Genomic DNA, 21,369 nt, shown 5'->3' with positions numbered 1-21,369 from the left:
CATAGTCCGCCAAACTTAGCCTTCCACTTTGAGCGAAGAGCGGAAGTTTAAATTTCGTTATAAATTGACATACCTAGTGTGAAAAAAGTAATAAAGATGCAACTAAAGTAAGCGCCCCATGATCCCACGGAGCGCTTTAGTTTCAGTGTAAGAAGTTCCAGGGAAGAAGTGAGTTGATATCTGGCTCTGACTTTGCCAGCTCTTTCATACATTTCACCAGGTAATCGTAGAGGATTAGCCCGTTAGCTTTTGCTGTCTCGATGATGCTGTACAGCAGCGCACTAGCATCAGTACCATGTGCATTATTAGCAAAAAGCCAGTTTTTTCTGCCAATGACCAGCGATTTGATGGCGCGTTCCGCACGGTTGTTGTCGATAGATAAATGCCCATCTTCAACATAGCGTATCAACTTAGGCCACTGACCCAAGGTGTATTTGATGGCTTTACCAAGCGGACTCGATTCGATGACTTTCTGTGAGGTTAACCAGTCATAAAGCTCATCCAGCATCGGTTTGGCTTTCGATTGTCTCTCAGACCAACGTTCTTCTACCGAAGCGTATTTTAATCGAGATTCAAGGGCGTACAACTTTTGGATTTTCGCTAATGCCACGTCGACTTTACCCGATTTACCTTTACCCTGAAGCTTCTTCGCCTCCATGAACTTACGACGTGCATGCGCGAAGCAACCCACATTGCTCACTCGCGTTAATCCATCATAAGCACCATAGCCATCACTTTGCAGATAGCCCGCGTAATCACCCAAGAAGCCCACTGGACAAGCTCTCGCGCGACTATTTTGATAGTTGCGTATTTTCATGAATGGAGATCACCCAATAACATCCATTGAGATCGGGTAATAACATTTGAGCAGATCGCTGAATAACATCGATGGAGATCACTTTAGGCTCATTTTGTTATTCGGTGATCTCCATCAATGTTATTAAAACTTCACAGGTGTGTTGATCTGTATCTTTTACAACTCCAGTAAAGGATACCTATGCCGACAGCTCCAATATCTATGAGAAAACTTAAAGAAATACTCAGACTTAAATATGGTGCCGGGCTCAGCCATCGTCAGATTGGCCGTAGTCTTGCGATATCCCCCTCCGTTGTATCTAGGTATGCCAACAGGGCGGCTCAGCTTGGTATTAAGCAGTGGCCATTGCCCGCAGAATGGGATGATACTGCACTAAAGCATGCGTTCCTTCAAACGCAGGTGAAAATGAAAAAACACTCCCTGCCAGACTGGGCTACGATCCATAAAGAGCTACGTAATAAATGCGTGACGCTACAACTGCTCTGGGAAGAGTACAGTGAACGCAATCCAGGCGGATTTTACAGTTATAACCATTATTGCCGGATGTACCGAGAATGGCTAAAAACCACCTCACCATCAATGCGTCAAGTCCATAAAGCGGGTGAAAAACTCTTTGTTGATTACTGTGGGCCAACCGTTGACATTACCAACCCTGATACTGGGGAAATCAGACCCGCGCAGATCATCGTGGCTGTTCTCGGTGCGTCAAGTTACACATGGGCTGAGGCCACTTGGTCTCAGAAGCTTGAGGACTGGGTTATGAGTCATGTTCGTTGCTTCCGATGGCTGGGCGGTGTTCCTGAGCTTGTTGTTACAGACAATCTGAAAAGCACCACGTCACGGGCCTGTAGATATGATCCTGACGTTAATCCAACCTATCAGCAGATGCTTGAGCATTACAATGTTGCCGTGATACCAGCGCGACCACGTAAACCAAAAGATAAAGCTAAAGCAGAAGTCGGTGTTCAGGTTGTTGAACGCTGGATCATGGCCCGTATCAGGCATGAAACCTTCTACAGCCTAGCATCACTTAACCAGCGTATCAGGGAGTTACTGGAAAGGTTGAATAGCAAGGTCATGCAGAAACTAGGGTGTTCGCGAGTAGAGCTCTTCAACCAACTTGATAAACCCGCGCTGAAACCTCTTCCTGAGGCAGGTTACAGCTATACTCTGGTGAAACAAGTCAGAGTCCATGCGGATTACCATGTGGAAATTGACAAACATTACTACTCGGTACCCAGTTCACTGCTGGGCTTACAGCTAGAAGCATGGATCTCGGGTGAACTGGTCAGACTGTTTAATCAGGGGCAGGAAGTAGCGACACATCCCCGAAACCGAAACTATGGCTACAGTACCCGTGAAGAGCATATGCCGGAAGCTCACTGTCAGCATGCCACCTGGACCCCGGAAAGGCTTCTGGAGTGGGCCGGGCACGTTGGCAGTGAAACTTATGATTACGTCCTTCACATCCTGAGCTCACGCCCGCACTCTGAGCAAAGTTACCGGTTCTGCCTGGGGCTCCTGAACCTCCATAAAAAATACAGCAAAGCCAGACTTAACGTAGCCTGTGCACGGGCGTTGAAAACTCAGGTATGGCGGCTTGCGGGAATAAAATCGATCTTGGAAAAAGGTCTGGATAAACAGCCTCTTCCTGAAAACAAACCTGACCTGCTATCAACGTTGGAACATGAAAACGTTCGCGGCAGTAAATACTACCACTGATATGGAAGCCAATAATGAACCATCTTTATGAACAACTCGCTGAACTGAAACTCACAGGCTTCCTCGATGCCCTAAAAAACCAGATCGCACAACCTGGTGCATACCTGGAGCTGGGGTTCGAAGAACGCCTGTCATTACTGTCTTCAGAAGAACTGACCTGCCGCGAAAACAGGAAAGCAGAGCGTCTAGTGAAACAGGCGCGGTTCAGACTTAGCGCCGAGTTATCAAAACTGGATTACCGAAGCAGCAGGGGCCTGAATAAGACCCTCATCCGTTCGCTCGGTCAGGGAAACTGGTTGAACCTTAAACAAAACCTGTTGCTGACGGGGGCGACAGGCAGTGGCAAAACCTATCTGGCCTGTGCGCTCGGCCACAATGCCTGCCGACAAGGATATAAGGTCTATTACTACCGTCTGAAGGCGCTGATGGATCTGTGTTACCAGGGACATGCGGACGGACGCTATAGCAAACTGCTGACAAAACTGAATCACAGCGATCTGCTGATTCTGGACGACTGGGGGCTAGAGCCTCTGTCGTCAGAACAACGCAGCGATCTACTGGAAATAGTGGATCTCATGTACCAGCGAGGTTCTATCATTGTCGTGAGCCAGTTACCGGTGGAAAGCTGGTACAAGATGATCGGGGACTCAACGCATGCGGATGCCATCCTGGATCGGTTGGTTCACGGGAGCGTCAAGATAGACCTTAAAGGAGAATCAATGCGAAAAATGCAAACCTTGTTGACCGAAGGAGATCAGTGAAGTTAATGTAACAATAGTTCTGTGAAAGTGACACGAACCGATCTTCATCAATGTTACTCACCGATCTCCTTCATGGTAATACGCAATTAGTCGAATAAAACGATATTCTTCATGTCTGAACCTGTAGCTTCGGGGGAGTCGGCTCCTGAGCAGTACAACCACATGTAACATTACTTGTTTTCCTTAAGCACATTGAGCGGCGTTTCATCGGCTTGAACCACTACTTGCTCAAGCAAGTGCGTTTTCAGCGCGTTATACAGAGGTTTGAACTTCTCGCTCACCTGGATCACCCACCTTGCCATCGTGGTTCTCGACAACTCAATACCCGATTGAGTGAACAAGGTTTCCTGACGATACAGCGGAAGGGCATACTGATATTTCCCCAGAATGATATTGGTCAGTAGGCTTTCGGTGGCGAAGCTTTTCGGGATGAGACTCTCTGGCGCAGGCTGTTGGTGAATAGGTGTTGTCTCAGCGGTTTGTTCACATTGACGGCAAGCATATTTCGGGCGTACATATTCCAACACTTTTAATACCGCGGGCGTGAACGCTAACTTTTCACTGCGGTCTTCACCGATTTTGTGGAGCATATGTTGACAGCAAGGGCATTGCTTATCGTGCTCATCAAGGTCAAGAACAACGATTTCACGCGGTAAGTTTTTAGGCAACGGTTGGCGTTTACCGCGGCGTTTTGTGACCGTCGTCGTGGTCGTCACAACGTCCTCTTCTTTAGCGGCTTCCCATTCAGCCTCATTAAAGAGATCACCTTGCGCTTCATTATAAGGCGCCAACGCTTCCGAGCGTTTAGCGAACTGACGCTCAAGAGCAAGCTTGAACTGTTCAATGAGGGATTGGCGCTCTTGCTGCCACGCCATTTTCTCCGACACTAAGGTTTTCACCATCGCTTGAAGTTCGGCAATGTTTTGGCTTTCTGGATTAATATCGGGCGTGTTTTTCATGGCATTCATGATACTAAAAACACCACGCCAAGGCTTGGCATAACTGACTTTTATCGAGATTAACCCATTGTAAAACCGTCTATTTTTATCGGTTTATGGCCGATTATGGTGAAGCCAGATAACAGCCTACCTAAGTCAAATTGAGTCAGGGTGTACACCTGTTTTTTCTCTTGAGTAGGCCATTTGAATTTAGCTTTTTCCAGCCGTTTATACCACAGGGCGAAGCCCGTTTTGTCCCAATACAACACTTTGATTTTGTCACACTGTTTATTAGTAAACAGGAATAACGCTCCTGTGCCTAAGGGTAAATCGGTTTCAGCTTCAATAATGGCCGCCAGACCATTGATGGACTTTCTAAAATCCACGAATTCCCGATACAGGTAAACATTCGGGGCACTCAACATTCCGTTCATGACAGCGCCACGATTAATTCAGCTAAGTAAGCCGCAGGGGTTTCCTGAGGAATGCTAAGTTTAACGTGATTAATGAACAGTGTCATGTTGGCAACGGGAGTGTCAGTCATCGGGTCGGATATCGTTTTTTCAACGATTTCGGCTTTGATGAACCCACCTGTTTGAGATTGCCCTGCGCCCAACAACCGTTGACGTTTGGCATAAAACGTTGAAGGGTTAAGACCATTAAGCTTGCAAAATGTGCGTATTGGCAGCGAACTCGATTCAGATTACGCAATAAGTCTTTGCCATTCTTGGTTAGTGAGCCGTTTTCTCATTTCAAATCTCCTTTAGATTGGAGAGTTGATCTTATAGTTAGGGCTAGATAATTAAAATACGGGGTTCATGATGCGCTTACACTGAAACTAAAGCGCTCCGTGGGATCATGGGGCGCTTACGACAGAGGAAAACAATGCGTAAAATGTAGCCTGCTTACGGATGCCAACGGGCTTCCTCTGTCGCTGGTTGTTGCAACAGCAAACACGCATGATATCAAACTGGTTGCAGATACACTCGATGCCCTTCAGACGGGGCGTCCGGGACAAAAACTGAGACTCTGTCTGGACAAAGGTTACGATGCAGGCTGGCTGAAAACCTATCTACAGAACCGCGGTTACGAGCTGTATATCCAGTCCCGTAAAGAAGAGTCTGACGCCAGTAAAAACACGGACTTCAAAGCCCATCATTGGGTCGTCGAAAGAACGCACAGTTGGATGAATCGCTTTCGTCGTATCCTGACCCAATGAGAAAAGAAGAAAGAAAATTACGAGGCCATGTTGCATTTTTACTGTAGTCTCATCGTCTGGAATAAAACCCTATTGAGATAGGCTCTTAGAAGCAAAATAAATTTTATGCCTATTTTAAAATTTAACACCTCTTCTCATCATTAAGTATATGCATTAATAAAAAATCAATAAAATTAATTGGTTAGTTAATACAACAATACAGTTTAATACCTCTCTATAACGCTTCTAATACTAATATTCCTGTCGCTTTACTAACACCAGATACTGATGCATTACCCATCAATGTAGCACTTACCGGAATAGTTTGACTTACTAATTTATTTAATTGAATTCCTGTGCCATTAGCTTGTACTTGAATTCCATTTAAAGAGACTTGAGCAGAAACCCCATTTCCAAAATTGAGATTTCCATTAGTTACATTGTTTCCTGTTAATTTTAATCGATAATCTTGGGCATCCCCAGCAGTACAGATGACATTTAAATTTGCACTTTGCGTTAATCCATCAACATTTAAACTTGTTGCTGAATAACTTAAATTCAGGTTTTGACTATTCAGATTACAAACAGAAGCTTTACTTGGTGGTTCAGGTATTAAACCTGGGCCTCCATCAGCACACACTCGTTTAGAGGCTGAGGTCCAATGCCCCCCCCACCCATTTTGAGATGTAACAGCACTATCAGCATCAAGATAAATATCTAAACAAACGCCTCTCCAGCCATACTGGATACCATTTATTTCAATTTCACTGTAAAATGAAGAACCAGAGTAACGCGATATACACGTTTCAAAATTCCCACCATCTGCAGTAGTACATGACATAGAGCTTGCCTGATATCCAGTACAAACCCCCCCTCCGCCACTTCCTCTAGCGCACATATTAACTGTTACAGCTGTATTTCCGGTTGGCATTCGTATTTGAATATCAGATACAGCAGTTTCAGGCCCTATACTCCAGTTCACTCCTAATTTTCCACTGATAACTACTCCGTTATCAGAGTAAACATCCAACCAAACTATTTTAGTTGGTGCTGGTCCTGTCATCGGGTCACCTGGATGTAAATTTAGCTGAATTCCAATACTAACGTTTGAATAAAAATAGATTATTGATATTAAAAAAAATTTAACGTATCTCATGGTTATATTTCCTAACTAAAGCAGGAGTTAAAATATAAGTTGATAATTATTAAGTAGAAAAAAAATAATTAGTCGTCATCATACTAATGATATCCTTTATCTATATATCTATTATAAATAATGATATTTCATCACTTAATATTTTCTATAATTAAATTATATGACAATTTATTTAACATCATTATTCATATTCCAGCATAAACGTCGTCGTTGCCTCAAAGGCTCCTCGTCCTATTGTTTTAGTCAATAAAGGAGTGGGTTCACCTTGTACATACGCTTTCAGATTAAGATTATTACCATTCCCCATATGTAATTGCTGAACATAGTTTTTTGCTTTATTTAATAAAATTGGTGTCCCATTTTCAGTTTCTAATCCTATAGCAATTCCACTCGCTTGACTCCCACCATTAAGCGCTAACAATCCCGGTAATGCCAAGCTTTCAGTTCCCATAAAGGTCACTTGAACTTCTTTACCCAGCACTAAATCGCAATTAATTAACCGAATTGTAAATGGCTGACTGTGTGTTCGTGTATTCAAATACAAATACTTGTCTACAATAGTGCCAAAATCCAATTCTATATTTTCATCGCCAGGATATACTTCGCAAGCGTCCTCAACCAACGTTCCATCAAACTGTACGGTTTCCGACTGTGCACAAAGCGGAACACCAACTAAACTGAGAGACAAGACTAAAGTCCATAATTGACGTAATGGTATTTGCATTTTTCTTATTTCCTTTTATCGTGTCATTGAAAATCAATTGTCAATGTCCCCGTCGCAGTAAAGTTATCACCAACCAGTTCCGTTCCAGCACGCTTAATCGGAACCGCCGATAATCTGGGTGGATTTGAACTATCAATCTCAAACGCCTTGTTCAGTTCTAACGGTATCCCGTCCTTTTGAATTTGAATGCCTAATTTTCCGTTATTTAAAGGGCTGCTGGCGCGTAATGTCGCATTATCAAATCCGGCACCAGCCAGCGTTCCACTGAACGTCAATGTCACATTCCACGGTTGATTTAAGTCACCTTGACAGTTCAATTGATACGGAATGTCTTGTTTAAATAGATTCCCATCCACTTTACGCACCCCCACCTTTCCAAAAGAAACGCGTATAGGATTTTTTTGACCTAATTCACAGGCGGGGGGCAGTACTAGCGTACCATCAAAAACCCAATTGGCTTCCACCGCTGAGGACATCAACATGAATAGCCCCCCTAAACTGCATAAATAGCAATAACGTTGACTTGCGCTTATCAGTAACTTTTTCATTGATAGTTCACCTTTAATGTCGCCAACGCAGTAAAGCTACCGCCATCTGTATCATTAAAGCCTGCCGTCATATTTTTAATCGGCGCAGCTTTTAAAGAAGGCAAAGAGGTATAATTAATATTCACCGGCTGATTAATTGGTTGTTGGATATTGTTCACATAAAAAATAACGCCTAATTTATCATTGCTTGTTTTTAATGCGCCATTGCTATTAAACAATGTAGGGTCGCCTTCTAAGGTCAATGTCAGATTATTTTTTGCTAATCCGGTACACGATAGACTCAATGGCAATGTTTGTAAGTAGTTATTACCGTCAATGCGCGTTAATAAAATATCACCAAAATGGATCGCCGCTTGATTATTGTTATTTAGAATGCATTCAGGTGGCGTCACGATTAAATTACCGTAAAGATTTGCCCCTAACCCCCATGCAAATGGAGAGCTTATGACACAAAAAAAGCAGAGCGCCACTTGTTGTCGGTGAATAAATTTCATCTTGTTCTCCTTAACGGTAATCCACCACAAAAGTTAATGTCCCATTAAAATTCCCGCCATCAGTTAATACCGTTCCCGATGGTTTTACTGGCACCGCATAAAGCGCAGGCTGATTGCTACCATAAGTGAAATTCACAACATCACCATTACTTAATCGAGTCGAATCCTGATAAACCGCTATCCCGAGATTCGTCCGACCAGTACGAATGACATTTTGTCCATTGAGCGTAATCGGGTCCCAGCTAACCGTCATTTTTAATGCATTGCTATAGACATTCGTACAATTTAAGGTGTAATCAATCCGAGTACGTTTATAGCTGCTATTGTCAATCAGTGTTTCATGGATATCGCCAAAATTGACATCTGCCACCGTACCACTATTCACGGTACATTCTGGCGGCGTGACAACCAGCGTTCCTGTAAAATAGACATCCAATGCTCGTGATAATACCGGACTCAATAAACAAAGTAGGCCGATAAAATACCTAACAAAGAGAGTATTATTCATGAAATAGTCCCGCGTTTATTGATAATTTAACGTCACGGTCATTGTGCCAGTGAAAGATCCCGCATCACTGAGCATCATACCGCTAGGTTTTATCGGTACCGCATACAAGTTCGGCGGATTACCGTAAGTAAAGTTAATTGACGCTCCGTTACTTAAGCGAGTCAAATCCTTATAAATGGCAATACCCAAATTTGTTCGGTTTGTGCTGATAGCAGAAATACCATTAAAGGTTACCTCCTTATCCCATGATACCCCCATCTTCAACGCATTTTTTTCTAATGGACCGCAAGATAATCCGGTATCAATCGGTGTTCGCTTATAACTCACCCCATCAATTAATCCTTGTTGCACTTCTCCAAAACGCACAATTTGTATTGAACTGTTATTACTAAACGTACACTGTGGGGGCATCGTAATGGTCAACGTTAAATTCAGATTTGCAGTATCGGCATGTACGACATAGAATAAACTTCCAAACAATAGCGTGCTAAAAAAAAGAACGCTGAACACAATAAGGCCTTTAATTCCTACGGTCACATGCTGTATCAATAACATCGTTGACTCCTAATCATAACTTACCTGAAAGCGAATAATTGCCTGATAAGCTCCCGAACTTAAACCTGCTGTAGTGCGGATCGGGGTAACATAATAAGTCAATTGATTCTGTCCCGGAGAAACAAGCTCAGGAGTACTATATTGCCCTATTGCAAGAGGATGATAAGAAGCATTACTCAATTGTAATGCAATTCCTTTCGCCCCCGTAACGGCCGCTAATTGTGGGTTTTGATTGTCTGCCGCAGCCAAAAAACGAATTTTCATCGCAGGCATATCAGGACTCCACAATAAGTTGCCGAGTTTATTACGATTACGACTTTCACCACTTAAACAATCTTCTAAACGCAGTTGTACCGCGACAGGAGTACCTGTTTGACCGACTTTCTGTAATTGCCCCGTGCCTAATGTCCCCAGTTCAATCGTTTGATATGCGGAGGACATCGCTAATCGGCAAGCACTTTCCGTTAAAGCCCCGTGTACATACAATGTGCCATTAGCCCCATCGACATCCCAGTTATCCACTTTGTCAAGTTCAGTACTGAGGGCTGTGCTACTGAATAAGCACAATCCTAAACCGTACGCCATCATATAATGAGGTATCTTATTGGCTTCTTTCATGATGCTCTCCTGCGTTGAAATCTGCTTTAACGTCATCTTGTTTGAAGTTACTGTTTATCTGATACCACATGACAGCGATTATCTTGACAAGTAAATGTCAACGTTGGTCGTCCACCGTAGTCATTGATATATGTGAGTACAGGCTTACTGCCTAAAGCTTTTGCACTTCCGCCCATGAGCAAACTGCTTTTAGGAGCAACCATCAACGGTTCAAATCCCGCAACTGTTTTTCCGTCTTTCACTGAAGCGGCATCAACAAGCGTTACAAAATATGGCGTTGGATTCTCTACACTGTATTGATCACCTTGACGAGTAAGTGTGATTTTTTCTTGCCATGGATTTTCCATCTGTTGGCGAGTTGGAATAATCGCTTTTGGGCGATAAAACAACTTAATTCGCGTTTGTAACGCCAACTGAAGTGTGTTGGGTTTATCACTCTTAGGTGGGATTTCACGTAAATTGAAATAATAAACGGACTCCCTGTCTTGCGGCAGTGACGCGACACTCGGCAGTGCTTGAATTTTTACTTGGCTTTTAGCGCCAGGCTCAACACGCTGAACGGGAGGTAATACTGTAAAGGGCTCCGTGATTTTTTCACCTTGGGCATTTTCAATCCAACCTTGTGCTAAATAAGGTAATTGCTTATTTTCATTACTGATATTTAAGCTAATGGATTTATCTTCACCCGTCATAATCGCACGAGTGCGATCTAAAGCGATTGCAGCTTGTGCGGAAGACAGTGTCGTAGATATCAACATCGCTCCAACCAAAAAAGTGGCAATAGGATGATGATTTCTTTTATTGATTTTATTGCTCTGTAACATATTCTTTTACCTTAGTATGAAGAAGAGATAGACCTCTTCAATCATGTCATTTTTATTTTCTTAACCAGCTCTTTGAGCTGACCAAATCTGGCTTATTCGATGCCCCAGAAGTTAATAAATGAGGCGTAGAGAATGACGGTAAACTTACCGCATCCGATTCAACAACCGTCTCAGTCTGCTCAAGAGGTAAGATGTCAGTCGCATGGCACGGTAATAACCAATTCGTTAACAATGTGTCGCTCTTCGGCAATATTTTAGGTAAGGTGATTTCACATTGTGCTTTATCATCCCAACGAACTTGTAACTTATCGTTAGGGTTGAGCCCCGTTAAATACGTACTCCCATCATCCCCTACCATTCCCACTTGTTGGCCTTTCACATTGAAAACTTGTGCCCCAAATGGGGGAACACTATTATCAGATAAACGCAATAAGGCCATTGCACTGTGCCCAGCCACAACATCGAACTGGCGGTAGCCAATAGCACCTTCTGTAAAAGTACCTTGCTTAATCGATTGTGATACCTGAGCATCTTCAGGTAATGTATTTAAATCGACACTGACTTGATTACGGTAATAACTGTTCACGTCTGTTAATACCGCCTGACCAAAATAGTTTGTTCGGATGGTTGAGCCATAACCTCGTAATGGGATATCAGGAACCCCATCCGTATCAACAAAAATTCGAGTCCCCCCAAGCTGATTACCACGATGCATCACCACACCTTGCTTAATCGCCGTAAAACCACCTTGAAGTGATAAGCCAGCAGAACGATATCTATCTTGCTGATAAGTGGCATTTGCATTGATTTGAGCTAAATCCGCTTGATGCGTGTAATAACCACTCACTAACCCACCAGAACGAGACCATCCGGTACTTAATTGGTAATTAGTCCGTTCATCTAATCGGTCGTAATAACTAACTCGTTGAGAATTATCACGCTCATCCCAACTGCTGTTCATGCTAAGCGAACCACTCTCCCCCCAAGGCAATGAAAGGGAAAGGTAGGCGCCATCATCATTAGTCTGCCGATACCGATTTCGATAAGCCGTCAAGTTAACACTTAAATTTTTCCATTTACCGATATCAAAATAGCGCGCTAAAGACAGACTATAACGGTCATTATCAGGCTGATCCCAGTAGGTTTGATGGTAATAATTTATATAAGCACTGAGCCCCAACTCCGGAAATTGTTGGTTATAGGAAACCGTATACATTTCCTTACTGCTATACTGGCGGACCCCCGTAGACTGTGCATTTAAGTACTCAGACATACTCATAAAACCTTGTTCAGCAAAGCGATATCCCGCAAATGTCACTTGGCTATTGTAGGCATCAAATCGTTTTGAATAGCTCAAGCGATATGAATTACCGTGATACGTTTTATCGCCGATTTCAGTTAACCCTTTTAACCGTGAACGCGCATGGGTGATATCAAAAGACAGCGCGCCAAACATCATTAGATCTCGACCGATACCAACCGCTGCAGAAGCGTAATTCTCCGCAGCAACACCGCCACCATACAATGACCAGCCGTTATTGACTCCCCACGAAAACTCGCCGCTCGCAAATGTTTCACCACTAACGTGGTGGCGCCAATCAGTTGGGCGTCCAGCGGCAAGCTTATAACGCAATTGTCCCGGGCGAGTAAGGTAAGGAACACTGGCTGTATTCACCGTAAACGTTTGAATCGTTCCATCTTGTTCTTTAACTTCAACATTAATCTCACCGGATAGCGCATCATTTAAGTCTTGAATACGAAAAGGACCTGCAGCAACTTGCGTTTGATAAATAATACGGCCTTGCTGACTCACGATAACAGTAGCATTACTTTTGGCTACCCCCGTTATTTCGGGAGCATATCCCCGTAGATTGGGCGGTAACATATTGATGTCAGTGATCAAACTCAGCCCCGTAAATCGAAAGCTGTCAAAAATATCGGAAACTAAATAATCTTCACCTAAGGTGAGTTTTGCTCCGAGAGATTTAATTGCACGATAGACATAATACCGCGTCCAATCTAATGAACGGGAAGTACCTTGACCTTGCTGCTTGTCTAAACGTAGTTGCCAATCTGCACGCATACGCCACACACCTAAGTTCACACCCGCAACACCATTGCCGCTAACATTAGCATTTGTTCGTTGTCCGCCCCGAGTTTGCTGACCAACCTGAGCATTGAGGTTATAATCAAAAAGAGCGCCGGGTAATCCATCCTCCCAGCGAGCAGGTGGATCCCAGTTTTCGGCTGTATACTCCAAATAGGCTTGGGGTAAACTGATATATAAAGCAGAAGCGGCTAAATCTCCTTTGACTTCCGTACCCGGTAAGCTATCGAGAGATAAACACTGACCATCATGCCACCATTTTAATGTTGGCAATAAATCAGGTTTAAGCGCTAGTTGCTCAACTAACGCAGGGCTTAAACAGGCAACGCTCTCATCTGGCTGGCCGTCGGGTACGTAATAAAATACGGTTTGTTCCGGTAATTGATGTTTATTTATAAAAATAGAAAAACGATATTCACCCGGCATTAAATAGCCCGGACGTGAAAACTGGGCTAAATCAATATTGGCGCGGTCATTGACATCCAGAATATCCGTATTAAATTCAATCTGCTCAGCGTAGCTATTACAACTTAGGGACAGAGCAACAAGCACTCCCATCAACCGAGGACGGCTTATCCGTAACAACGGCATATGAATATAACCTAGGGCCATCATCTCGACCTTCTTATTTCTTTTTTTATTAATAAAATCATTAAGCTTTTAATTTTCATGCAAAACCAAGTGTGAATTTTTGCATCTAAAATCAATTAATGAATTATTCATAATCCAATTTAAAACGTAATTGGCTGTAATACTGTCCTGAAACTAATGGAGCATGATTAGCCACTAATCTTAATTCGTAAGCTAAATCATGGGAGCCCTGTGTCAATGTTTGAGCAGACAGAGCCTGCCCTGGAACAATAATTGCTCCGTCGTCATTGCGCTTAATTTGCAATCCGACACCATTTGCTTGTCCATTTACACTAAATAATCCGCGTTGATGTGCACCATCAAAGGTGACTCGAAAGTATTGCCAATTGGGTTTATTTGGGTTTTGACGTTCAAGAACACAATTAACTAACTTAATAACAAACGGATGTGCAGGTCCTTGTCCATCTCGACGGATATCACTGAGAGAGAGGCTGCCCATATTAATAGTCTGATCACGGCTCCCTACATCAATAGCGCAGGCCGTTTCAATGATACTGCCACTCATCTTTACTGAGCCTAACGCATTGGCAGGGGAAATATCGATGAGGGCACAGATACTGAGACTCAATGAAAGCAGTTTACTGAGCGTTAAATATTTCATTGCTTCCTCTTCTACACAGGCTTCCCTTTGAAATAAACCAGCAAAATGTCCTTTTTTGCTGGCTACTAAACAACAATTATTCGTATGACAGTGTAAAGTCAGCTACAGAGCTAAATTCACCTGGGGTAATAGTATCAATACCTTTACCATTACCAACTAAATACGCAGAAAAACGCAGAGTATTCTTGCCATCTTGAATATTTTGGAATGGTGTTGGTTCACCTAACGTAATAATATTCCCGCTACCATTAGTAATTTGTACGCCTGCTCCTGCACCAGTACCAACGATACCTAACGTTTTATTCGTATTATCAAATGAAGCCGCTGCGCCACTAAATGTTAATTGAACACCTTTATCAAACCCAGTCATATCACAATTTTCTAAAGCAATATCAAAAGTACGTGGACTAGATTTACCGCCACCAACTAACGCTACATTTGATATTTGACCCAGCTCAACAGTTTGATCAATTGAATCTGGTGAAATAGAGCATGGTGCATCAATAATAGAGCCTTTAAAATTCACTTTTCCGTGCCCCATATCTGCAGCAAGTACAGAAGTGCTCATAGCGCTAGAAACTAATGCTAATAAAAATAACTTTTTCATATATTCCTCAATGAATTACAAATAAACAACTTAACTTATTTCTATAGAATATTTGTCTACTATAATTAATAAAAGTAGACAGTATCAGAAGCCGCTATTGATTTTTTCAATATTAATGCGTCATCAGAATTTGATTTTTCCATCTCAAGTAAAACTTGTTTAATTAATTTAACAAATGGAACATTTAATGCTATTGATAAATTAAATAACATATCTACTGAGATTTTATTAATACCTCGTTCATATCGAGACATCTGTTGCTGTGAAACATTTAGTTTCTTTGCCAGTTCAGCGCCAGTCATTCCACACTCTCTTCTAATCTGTTTAATAACAGTCCCACAGTAAGCTGAAACTTGATTATCCTGATTGTCGCACTGACTATTAATTCTATTTTCTTCAAAATTCATATTAGTAATCTTTCCAATAAATGAAAATAATTACCAATTTAAAATTAGTAATTAAATAAACATATATAATATCCGTAACGGACTTAGCTGAATAAATACAATTATAAAGAGTGAGCTTTTAAAAGCAAACCCCCTCTCCTCGCACATTTACTTAAATATTTAAATGTTACAGTTTTTAATAATTAATAAATTCACTTAAATATCATACAATTAAAAAAGAAAACCCATTTATTTAAATTTTAAATAATCACAATTTGATAACATGCTATAGTGTTATAATTCAATACAGAAACAAAAAACAAAATTTTACCCTGAAATTAATATTTATTAATACTCTGCATTGATTTACAATAAAAAAATGAAAAATAATCAGTAATTACGCCTTTTGAGAGTTAACAAACAAACAAAAATCTGAAAAATAAAAATTAACCTTTAATTATCAAACAACTACATAAAACACGCCAATAGAGTAAAAACAAATATTATCTAACATATTTTATATGTGATTTTTTTATCTTACACTCACCAATTTTTACATCATAAAATGACCATATATCATACTATTAGATACTATCCCAAAAGAAATTATCGTATGATATAAAGAATTACGATAATTTCTTGGGGTGACGTATGGAAGGTAGCAAATAGCAGATTAGCGGTGAACTCTGGGATAAAATGGCTCCGCTAATTCCAGAGCATAAAACTCACCATCCTCAAGGGATGCATCACAGACGCGTCTATAACTGAGCCGCATTGCCTCTGCTGAGGTGTTACATACTTTATGCCACTGTGTTTATACTCATTGTTATACCAATCAACAAAATTACCAATCCAACACCGTTCGTCTTCAATGGAAGAAAACCCATCCATTGACCATGAAGGACAATACTTTATTGTTTTGAACAACGACTCAGAGTATGGTGTTCTGCACAACTAAATCAGGACACTTTTCTTAAAGAATTTTGTTCATACTCAATGGGGGATCGATCACCGTTGGCAGTATGAAGCCTTTCTTGGTTGTAATAGCGCATATACGCGGTAACATCTTCTTTCATCTGTTTCCGAGTCGGCTGTGGGATTTTCAGTACCCAATCGTGCTTTAAGCTACCAAAAAATCGTTCAACAACAGCGTTATCCCAACAGGCTCCTACATCGCCTATGCTTGCCCTAATACCATAGCTTGTCAGTAAGTTACGATAGTTCTTACTCGTATATTGTGAGCCTCTATCACTATGAAGACTAGGCCTTTTTCTGGCTGGCGTAATGTTATACGCTTTCATCAAGGCTTTATTGACTAAATCTGCCGTCATTCGTTTATCGATGTGCCAACCCACAATACGGCGTTAGTATAAGTCCATCACGATGGCTAAATACATCCAGCCTTACCCTGCTTTTAAATAGGTCACATCACCCGCTCACACTTCGTTAGTGTGCGTGATGATTAAAATTTTGATTGAGCAAATTATCGGCTACGGCTTCACTATGTTTGCGTTTTGAGGTGACTTTGTAAGCAATGCGCTGAGTGACAACTAGGCCAAGCTGAGCCATTAGCTTCTGAACTCTATAAGCACTTACGCTAAAGCCCTCTTTGCATAACCGTTTACGTAACGTTCTGTAACCTAAGCTATTTCGACTCTGTTAAAAGATGGCTTTGGTTCTACGGTACAGACTAAGTTGTTCAGCGGTGATCAATTTTGCTGGGCGTTTAAGCCACGCATAGTAGGCAGAACGACTTATTTTCATTAACTTGCAGAGCTTCAGCACGGGAAACTGTGAAGATAATTGCTTAATCGTTTTAAACACTACTTGGTTTCCTTTAGCAGGAGGGCGCTGGCTTTTTTTAAGATCTCTTTCTCCATCCTAAGTTCTTTATTTTCCTTTCGAAGTCTTAATAGCTCAGCTCTCTCATCGGAATTCAAGCTGCTACCAGATTGCTCAGCGTCGAATTTTGCTTTCCAGTTATAAAGTAATTTATCGGTGCTCCCTAAAGAAGCTGCCGCTTTTGGCACGCTATAACCTTGCTCAGTGACTAATGCGACCGCTTCTTGCTTAAACTCAGTGGTATAAAATCTATTTGTTCGTTTTTTCATTTAACACCTCAATAATTGGGTTATATTCCATTATTAAAGTGTCCTGTTTGATTAAAGCAGATCAGTTTGTCAGGGTAGGCGTTACCATAGACCAGTCGATAGAGACAAGCTGGAATAACCGCCACCTGGCAGGCTTCATGATTCGAAAAACGAATGTACGACATCATCAAATAGTGACTGTTTTGAATGAGTGAATGACACATCCCCTGGCAAATGGACAACTTCGTATACCCATTTAACCAATGTTGATAATAACTCAATAACTCTTCATAACGAGCGGGCAGCTTTTTCATACTCTCGGTACTCCATACATTAATTCGTAGAACTAATTGGGTTAAATTGAATACGTTGACTTCGAAAGGATTAACCCCGAGAAGCCACAAGACGCGCTTGCAGCCATTGCTCTACTTCACTCTTTAACCAGCGAGAGCTACGCCCCAGTTTGATGGGTTTGGGAAACTCCCCCTCTTGGATTAATTTGTAAAACCATTTATCCGTCAAACCGGTCAGGCGAGTTATAAATTTCATATCAATGAATTGGTCATCTAGTAAGGAAATAGCTTGGGTAGTCATTATTGAACTCCTGTCTTTAAAGTTAAAAGGCAGAAGGGATATCGATAAGTGTTTAGGGATATCTCTCTTGCAAAAGATATCCCCCTCATGTTTTTTATTGGTAGATTAACGGCTGCACCCAAAAGAACGCTCACCATCACCATAATATTTTGTATGTTCTTTAGCTAAGTAACGACAGCGCTGGTTTAATTCGAATATCGTGCTTTCAATATTGGGTTTATTATTATCTAGCCACGTTATGGCGTTATCTGGAATATGAATTAAATAACGCTCCGCAGGGTAGTTCACACCAATAGCACTACACCATGCTTGCTGTATTAATGCATAGAGCGTCCCTTCAGTTTTAATAAAATCGCCCAGCCTCCAATAAACATCTTTATTTAACAGCAAAAGAACATGATAGTGTTTTTTATTATTTATCTCACCGAACTCTCTGACCCAGACATAAGATAACGGGCATATGTGGTTACGTTCCCATATTTTATTCTTACGTTTTAGGTCAGCATTTATTTTGGCTTTTAACGATTCAAAGAATCGAGTGATGACCCTCGAATCGTTAAAGTGAAATATATTTTCAGATGGGAAACGCAAGTCAACCCGAACAGCAGTAACACGATTGTGAATTAAAAGTGCTTTACGGATAGTGTGGTTTATCTTTTGAATGTAATGCTCATTGTAGGTGTAACTAGACATGATTAATACCTGTGGTTAGTTTTATTTCATATCTAGAAGGGATGTTGTTAAAAATAGGCATTCATCATTTAACCAAGATGATGAATATATGGATAGGTGAGTCAGTGACAGGGTAATGTTTAATCTTTTAGGTGTGGTTATGATGCTGGTTATCTTTATTAAAATAATACTATACCAACACGATAAAGCCTTTCTTTATCTTATCATCAATGCCCGTGACAGCGCGTTTTTGAACCACAATGAGCCGCTTCTTTTTGAGGAGAGTCAACTCTGATATTAACTTATCTAAAGATTAGCCTTTACTCTAATAATAATTAGTGCAGTTATCGTGAGTTTTAGCACATAAATAGGGGTTTTCATGTAGTACAATGACACCTTAAACACTACGTAAAATACTATGTAAATATATGCAAAAAATACTACGTGGAGAATAAATGATAAATATAAATGTCAATGATAATTATTTGGAGTGCAGACAATATTATGCTGTTCTGTTCTATATGTTTTCAGAAAAAACACTGTCGCCTAATGAGCTTTATAAAATGATATCTGAGGCAAAGAATAAGAATGTGTGTACATTACTTAGTGAGTTAAATCAGCATGTCGGGAATAGATTTAAAAATGTTGATTATTATCTCAGAACGATAGAGAAAAAGATTATCCCAATAGAACAATTATCTTTTTTAACGGATGAAAGAATATCATTTGTTATCTTAAACTTTCTCATGAAGTCGTATAATAAACATCTTATAGAAAATGATTACCCATCAATTATGGGGGGCGTGTATAATTACTCTCCCTTGAACTTGAACCCTATCATGGGCAGGAATATCCCTTTTCATTATATTGTTTGTTTTTTAGACTTTTTAGTTTTATTTATAAACCCTAAAGATTTTAATGAGACAGTCTTTTACATGAAAGATAAAGCTTCGTCTATTTCTAAAGAATACCCCGATCCTTTTTTATTTTTACCCAGAAAGAATGAAGCATTAAAATGGATAGCCGAGAGGATGATCCGCGCCAATATTGCTGTTGATGATGATGTTAATGTTCTTATTCAAAATGAAAAATGGAAATTGATTATTTCCTGTTTTGATTATTGGGCTATTATTTCAAGTGTAGAAGCGGTCAAGCTTTTTCTATCTCAAACAAGAAAAGCTTGGAGCCAAAAAAAATATCGTGATGGTGTTAAAGATAAGGCTGTACTGAATACGTATATTTCCAAATCATCAATGGTAAAATTAAAAAAAATAGCCAAAAATCATAATAAAAATATTAACGAAATTATCGAGGCGATGATTGATCAAATTGTTCTACCACGGGATTCCATTGAAGAACTCATACTGCTAGTTAAAAAGAAAAATTTAAAATAATTTCAAATATATATTATCACCTTGAATAATGATAATTTTATTTTCAAGGAGTTTGTATGAATCAACATATTGAACTGGAGAAGGCTCTCGCAGCCTTTCCCTTTTCATTTAAAACATCATTTTTTAACCAACTCAGTCAGCTCATCAATTACTCCCCTACCATCGGCTTGATGGGGAAAACGGGAGCGGGAAAATCCAGTCTTATCAACGCACTATTTCAATCGTCACTATCACCTGTGAGTGATGTTTCAGGCTGCACACGCCAAGCCCAACGCTTCAGCATGACGATGAACAACCATACTCTCACTTTTGTAGATTTACCCGGCGTGGGGGAAAGCCTTGAGCGGGATAAAAAGTACCACCAGCTCTATCGCAACTTATTACCAGAATTCGATTTAATCATTTGGGTACTCAAGGCCGATGACCGAGCATGGTCTTCTGATGATCAGTGTTATCGCTTTCTCACGAAGAAATGCGGTTACCAACCTAATCAATTTCTATTTGTCTTGAACCAAGCCGATAAAATAGAGCCTTGTCGCCAGTGGGATGAATACAAGCATCAGCCATCCTCAGAGCAGACCTATAACTTAAAATTAAAGCAACAAGCCGTCATAACCGCCTTTAAGCCGCATCATCCTGTGATAACAGTTTCTGCGGTCGAAAACTATCAACTAACTGAATTAGCAGAGCAACTCATACAGGCGTTACCGGCGCAAGCCAGTAGCGGAGTAGCTAGGCAACTGAACACCCCTTACCGGACGCAACCGGTGGAGAACGCCGCACGTAACGATTTTGGTCAATGTGTCAGTGATATTGTGGATACCTTAATCAATATCATTCCCTTGCCGCCATTGATAAGAAGTACGGTTAGCACCGTTAAAAACAGTATCGTCTCCGTCGCTAAATCCCTGTGGAGAATGTTCTTTTAACCTCTTACATTAAACCATTAATTATCACTCTCAGCGCCAGTCCCGTTAAGGACTGGCGCTTTTTTACTTCTTTTTCTTGGAGTATCAACTGATGAATAATTCAACTGAATGTGCAATTACAATGACACTCGTTCCCGATGAGCAACGCCTGGATTTTTGGATCAACCACTTCGGAAGCGTGAAAGGCTGGAGCACCTTTGAAGTGGTCATATTTACCACTATGGGACAGTTTTGTGAGGACTACCACGGCGGGTATTGGGAATATTGTACCTTATCCAATGGTGGCGCCTTTATTTATCCCGATTTACCTCAAGAGACACTGACGCTGTTCAACCCACATAACGGTAACGAAGCCAACGTCAGTTGCGAAGCGGCAGGCATTGCCGTGTGTTTGATGATGTACAGTTTATGGTCATTTCAAACGGAAAGTGACATCCTCGTCGATCGCTTTTATCAATTGCGTGATTATGCGGCA

The 21,369-nt window shown here is 41.0% G+C and carries 21 protein-coding genes and 6 pseudogenes; 7 read left to right on the top strand and 20 right to left on the bottom strand.

What is annotated here, in order from left to right:
• Nucleotides 1-142: 142 nt before the first annotated feature.
• Nucleotides 143-805: pseudogene (locus PR699_RS03565) on the bottom strand (IS66 family transposase); the annotation flags it as partial.
• Nucleotides 806-997: 192 nt separating this feature from the next.
• Here PR699_RS03565 and istA point away from each other — a divergent pair.
• Nucleotides 998-2,539, top strand: a complete 1,542-nt coding sequence (gene istA, locus PR699_RS03560) for an IS21 family transposase (RefSeq protein ID WP_076914437.1) — start codon at nucleotides 998-1,000, stop codon at nucleotides 2,537-2,539.
• Nucleotides 2,540-2,553: 14 nt separating this feature from the next.
• The gene (gene istB / locus PR699_RS03555) at nucleotides 2,554-3,300 is read left to right on the top strand and encodes an IS21-like element helper ATPase IstB (RefSeq protein WP_076914438.1); all 747 of its coding nucleotides are present in this window, start codon (nucleotides 2,554-2,556) and stop codon (nucleotides 3,298-3,300) included.
• Nucleotides 3,301-3,389: 89 nt separating this feature from the next.
• Here istB and PR699_RS03550 read toward each other — a convergent pair.
• Nucleotides 3,390-4,259: pseudogene (locus tag PR699_RS03550) on the bottom strand (IS66 family transposase); the annotation flags it as partial.
• A 59-nt stretch (nucleotides 4,260-4,318) separates the two neighbouring features.
• Nucleotides 4,319-4,672 carry an IS66 family insertion sequence element accessory protein TnpB gene (gene tnpB, locus PR699_RS03545; RefSeq protein WP_076914439.1) on the bottom strand — a complete coding sequence of 118 codons (354 nt, stop codon included), beginning with the start codon at nucleotides 4,670-4,672 and terminating at the stop codon, nucleotides 4,319-4,321.
• Nucleotides 4,673-5,109: 437 nt separating this feature from the next.
• Here tnpB and PR699_RS03540 point away from each other — a divergent pair.
• A pseudogene (locus PR699_RS03540) lies at nucleotides 5,110-5,538 on the top strand (IS5 family transposase); the annotation flags it as partial.
• 133 nt (nucleotides 5,539-5,671) lie between these two features.
• Here the strand turns inward: PR699_RS03540 and PR699_RS03535 are convergent.
• The 12 genes from PR699_RS03535 to PR699_RS03480 all read right to left on the bottom strand — a co-directional run bounded on the left by PR699_RS03535 (nucleotide 5,672) and on the right by PR699_RS03480 (nucleotide 15,236).
• Nucleotides 5,672-6,499, bottom strand: coding sequence for a hypothetical protein (locus tag PR699_RS03535; protein ID WP_076914441.1), 828 nt, complete (start codon nucleotides 6,497-6,499; stop codon nucleotides 5,672-5,674).
• A gap of 274 nt (nucleotides 6,500-6,773) precedes the next feature.
• Nucleotides 6,774-7,316, bottom strand: a complete 543-nt coding sequence (locus PR699_RS03530; RefSeq protein WP_076914442.1) for a fimbrial protein — start codon at nucleotides 7,314-7,316, stop codon at nucleotides 6,774-6,776.
• Nucleotides 7,317-7,339: 23 nt separating this feature from the next.
• On the bottom strand, nucleotides 7,340-7,864 hold the full coding sequence (locus PR699_RS03525) for a fimbrial protein (RefSeq protein WP_076914443.1): 525 nt from the start codon (nucleotides 7,862-7,864) through the stop codon (nucleotides 7,340-7,342).
• Nucleotides 7,861-8,358, bottom strand: a complete 498-nt coding sequence (locus PR699_RS03520; protein WP_076914444.1) for a fimbrial protein — start codon at nucleotides 8,356-8,358, stop codon at nucleotides 7,861-7,863. Before PR699_RS03520 ends, PR699_RS03525 begins: the two co-directional genes overlap by 4 nt.
• A 10-nt stretch (nucleotides 8,359-8,368) precedes the next feature.
• Entirely contained in the window at nucleotides 8,369-8,866 is a 498-nt protein-coding gene (locus PR699_RS03515) for a fimbrial protein (protein WP_014657448.1), read from the bottom strand.
• A gap of 15 nt (nucleotides 8,867-8,881) precedes the next feature.
• The gene (locus PR699_RS03510; RefSeq protein WP_014657447.1) at nucleotides 8,882-9,421 is read right to left on the bottom strand and encodes a fimbrial protein; all 540 of its coding nucleotides are present in this window, start codon (nucleotides 9,419-9,421) and stop codon (nucleotides 8,882-8,884) included.
• A gap of 9 nt (nucleotides 9,422-9,430) precedes the next feature.
• A complete protein-coding gene (locus tag PR699_RS03505) occupies nucleotides 9,431-10,039 on the bottom strand; it encodes a fimbrial protein (RefSeq protein WP_014657446.1) in 609 nt (202 codons plus the stop codon).
• A 47-nt stretch (nucleotides 10,040-10,086) separates the two neighbouring features.
• Complete coding sequence (locus tag PR699_RS03500) at nucleotides 10,087-10,797, bottom strand: fimbria/pilus periplasmic chaperone (protein WP_230085162.1); 711 nt, start codon at nucleotides 10,795-10,797, stop codon at nucleotides 10,087-10,089.
• A 118-nt stretch (nucleotides 10,798-10,915) separates the two neighbouring features.
• A complete protein-coding gene (locus tag PR699_RS03495) occupies nucleotides 10,916-13,585 on the bottom strand; it encodes an outer membrane usher protein (RefSeq protein WP_076914445.1) in 2,670 nt (889 codons plus the stop codon).
• Nucleotides 13,586-13,685: 100 nt separating this feature from the next.
• Nucleotides 13,686-14,222, bottom strand: coding sequence for a fimbrial protein (locus PR699_RS03490; protein ID WP_014657443.1), 537 nt, complete (start codon nucleotides 14,220-14,222; stop codon nucleotides 13,686-13,688).
• A 76-nt stretch (nucleotides 14,223-14,298) separates the two neighbouring features.
• Entirely contained in the window at nucleotides 14,299-14,829 is a 531-nt protein-coding gene (locus PR699_RS03485) for a fimbrial protein (RefSeq protein WP_154625388.1), read from the bottom strand.
• A 65-nt stretch (nucleotides 14,830-14,894) separates the two neighbouring features.
• Complete coding sequence (locus PR699_RS03480) at nucleotides 14,895-15,236, bottom strand: helix-turn-helix domain-containing protein (protein WP_014657441.1); 342 nt, start codon at nucleotides 15,234-15,236, stop codon at nucleotides 14,895-14,897.
• Between the two features lie 651 nt (nucleotides 15,237-15,887).
• Between PR699_RS03480 and PR699_RS03475 the strand changes: the two are divergent.
• Nucleotides 15,888-15,980, top strand: a pseudogene (locus PR699_RS03475) (IS5/IS1182 family transposase); the annotation flags it as partial.
• A gap of 12 nt (nucleotides 15,981-15,992) precedes the next feature.
• On the opposite strand, the pseudogene PR699_RS03470 reads toward PR699_RS03475, so the two are convergent.
• The 5 genes and pseudogenes from PR699_RS03470 to PR699_RS03450 form a co-directional block, all read right to left on the bottom strand.
• Nucleotides 15,993-16,157: pseudogene (locus PR699_RS03470) on the bottom strand (integrase core domain-containing protein); the annotation flags it as partial.
• A gap of 17 nt (nucleotides 16,158-16,174) precedes the next feature.
• A pseudogene (locus tag PR699_RS03465) lies at nucleotides 16,175-17,326 on the bottom strand (IS3 family transposase).
• 20 nt (nucleotides 17,327-17,346) lie between these two features.
• The gene (locus PR699_RS03460) at nucleotides 17,347-17,619 is read right to left on the bottom strand and encodes a hypothetical protein (RefSeq protein ID WP_272572997.1); all 273 of its coding nucleotides are present in this window, start codon (nucleotides 17,617-17,619) and stop codon (nucleotides 17,347-17,349) included.
• A gap of 70 nt (nucleotides 17,620-17,689) precedes the next feature.
• Nucleotides 17,690-17,899 (bottom strand): AlpA family transcriptional regulator, encoded by a 210-nt coding sequence (locus PR699_RS03455; RefSeq protein WP_210839397.1) that lies wholly within the window; start codon nucleotides 17,897-17,899, stop codon nucleotides 17,690-17,692.
• Between the two features lie 105 nt (nucleotides 17,900-18,004).
• On the bottom strand, nucleotides 18,005-18,592 hold the full coding sequence (locus PR699_RS03450) for an inovirus Gp2 family protein (RefSeq protein ID WP_272577823.1): 588 nt from the start codon (nucleotides 18,590-18,592) through the stop codon (nucleotides 18,005-18,007).
• A 434-nt stretch (nucleotides 18,593-19,026) separates the two neighbouring features.
• On the opposite strand from PR699_RS03450, the gene PR699_RS03445 reads away from it, so the two are divergent.
• The 3 genes from PR699_RS03445 to PR699_RS03435 form a co-directional block, all read left to right on the top strand.
• Nucleotides 19,027-19,965, top strand: a complete 939-nt coding sequence (locus PR699_RS03445; RefSeq protein WP_193450854.1) for a hypothetical protein — start codon at nucleotides 19,027-19,029, stop codon at nucleotides 19,963-19,965.
• A gap of 56 nt (nucleotides 19,966-20,021) precedes the next feature.
• A complete protein-coding gene (locus tag PR699_RS03440; protein WP_193450855.1) occupies nucleotides 20,022-20,894 on the top strand; it encodes a GTPase family protein in 873 nt (290 codons plus the stop codon).
• A 91-nt stretch (nucleotides 20,895-20,985) separates the two neighbouring features.
• Nucleotides 20,986-21,369, top strand: a 384-nt coding sequence (locus PR699_RS03435; RefSeq protein ID WP_206647549.1) for an antirestriction protein, incomplete at its 3' end; no start/stop codon positions are given.

The sequence above is a fragment of the Providencia sp. PROV268 genome (assembly GCF_028477805.1).
Classification (GTDB): Bacteria; Pseudomonadota; Gammaproteobacteria; order Enterobacterales; family Enterobacteriaceae; genus Providencia; species Providencia stuartii.
This window is presented reverse-complemented; position numbering and strand designations above follow the sequence as displayed.

What these genes read in the sequence shown, in the direction of transcription:
- PR699_RS03445 (WP_193450854.1), top strand. Translation starts at nt 19,027, where the DNA reads ATGATAAATATAAATGTCAATGATAATTATTTGGAGTGCAGACAATAT.
- PR699_RS03440 (WP_193450855.1), top strand. Translation starts at nt 20,022, where the DNA reads ATGAATCAACATATTGAACTGGAGAAGGCTCTCGCAGCCTTTCCCTTT.
- tnpB (WP_076914439.1), bottom strand. Translation starts at nt 4,672, where the DNA reads ATGAACGGAATGTTGAGTGCCCCGAATGTTTACCTGTATCGGGAATTC.
- PR699_RS03495 (WP_076914445.1), bottom strand. Translation starts at nt 13,585, where the DNA reads ATGATGGCCCTAGGTTATATTCATATGCCGTTGTTACGGATAAGCCGT.
- istB (WP_076914438.1), top strand. Translation starts at nt 2,554, where the DNA reads ATGAACCATCTTTATGAACAACTCGCTGAACTGAAACTCACAGGCTTC.
- PR699_RS03500 (WP_230085162.1), bottom strand. Translation starts at nt 10,797, where the DNA reads ATGTTGATATCTACGACACTGTCTTCCGCACAAGCTGCAATCGCTTTA.
- PR699_RS03490 (WP_014657443.1), bottom strand. Translation starts at nt 14,222, where the DNA reads ATGAAATATTTAACGCTCAGTAAACTGCTTTCATTGAGTCTCAGTATC.
- istA (WP_076914437.1), top strand. Translation starts at nt 998, where the DNA reads ATGCCGACAGCTCCAATATCTATGAGAAAACTTAAAGAAATACTCAGA.
- PR699_RS03510 (WP_014657447.1), bottom strand. Translation starts at nt 9,421, where the DNA reads ATGTTATTGATACAGCATGTGACCGTAGGAATTAAAGGCCTTATTGTG.
- PR699_RS03505 (WP_014657446.1), bottom strand. Translation starts at nt 10,039, where the DNA reads ATGAAAGAAGCCAATAAGATACCTCATTATATGATGGCGTACGGTTTA.
- PR699_RS03480 (WP_014657441.1), bottom strand. Translation starts at nt 15,236, where the DNA reads ATGAATTTTGAAGAAAATAGAATTAATAGTCAGTGCGACAATCAGGAT.
- PR699_RS03525 (WP_076914443.1), bottom strand. Translation starts at nt 7,864, where the DNA reads ATGAAAAAGTTACTGATAAGCGCAAGTCAACGTTATTGCTATTTATGC.
- PR699_RS03515 (WP_014657448.1), bottom strand. Translation starts at nt 8,866, where the DNA reads ATGAATAATACTCTCTTTGTTAGGTATTTTATCGGCCTACTTTGTTTA.
- PR699_RS03530 (WP_076914442.1), bottom strand. Translation starts at nt 7,316, where the DNA reads ATGCAAATACCATTACGTCAATTATGGACTTTAGTCTTGTCTCTCAGT.
- PR699_RS03535 (WP_076914441.1), bottom strand. Translation starts at nt 6,499, where the DNA reads ATGACAGGACCAGCACCAACTAAAATAGTTTGGTTGGATGTTTACTCT.
- PR699_RS03455 (WP_210839397.1), bottom strand. Translation starts at nt 17,899, where the DNA reads ATGACTACCCAAGCTATTTCCTTACTAGATGACCAATTCATTGATATG.
- PR699_RS03485 (WP_154625388.1), bottom strand. Translation starts at nt 14,829, where the DNA reads ATGAAAAAGTTATTTTTATTAGCATTAGTTTCTAGCGCTATGAGCACT.
- PR699_RS03520 (WP_076914444.1), bottom strand. Translation starts at nt 8,358, where the DNA reads ATGAAATTTATTCACCGACAACAAGTGGCGCTCTGCTTTTTTTGTGTC.
- PR699_RS03450 (WP_272577823.1), bottom strand. Translation starts at nt 18,592, where the DNA reads ATGTCTAGTTACACCTACAATGAGCATTACATTCAAAAGATAAACCAC.
- PR699_RS03460 (WP_272572997.1), bottom strand. Translation starts at nt 17,619, where the DNA reads ATGAAAAAGCTGCCCGCTCGTTATGAAGAGTTATTGAGTTATTATCAA.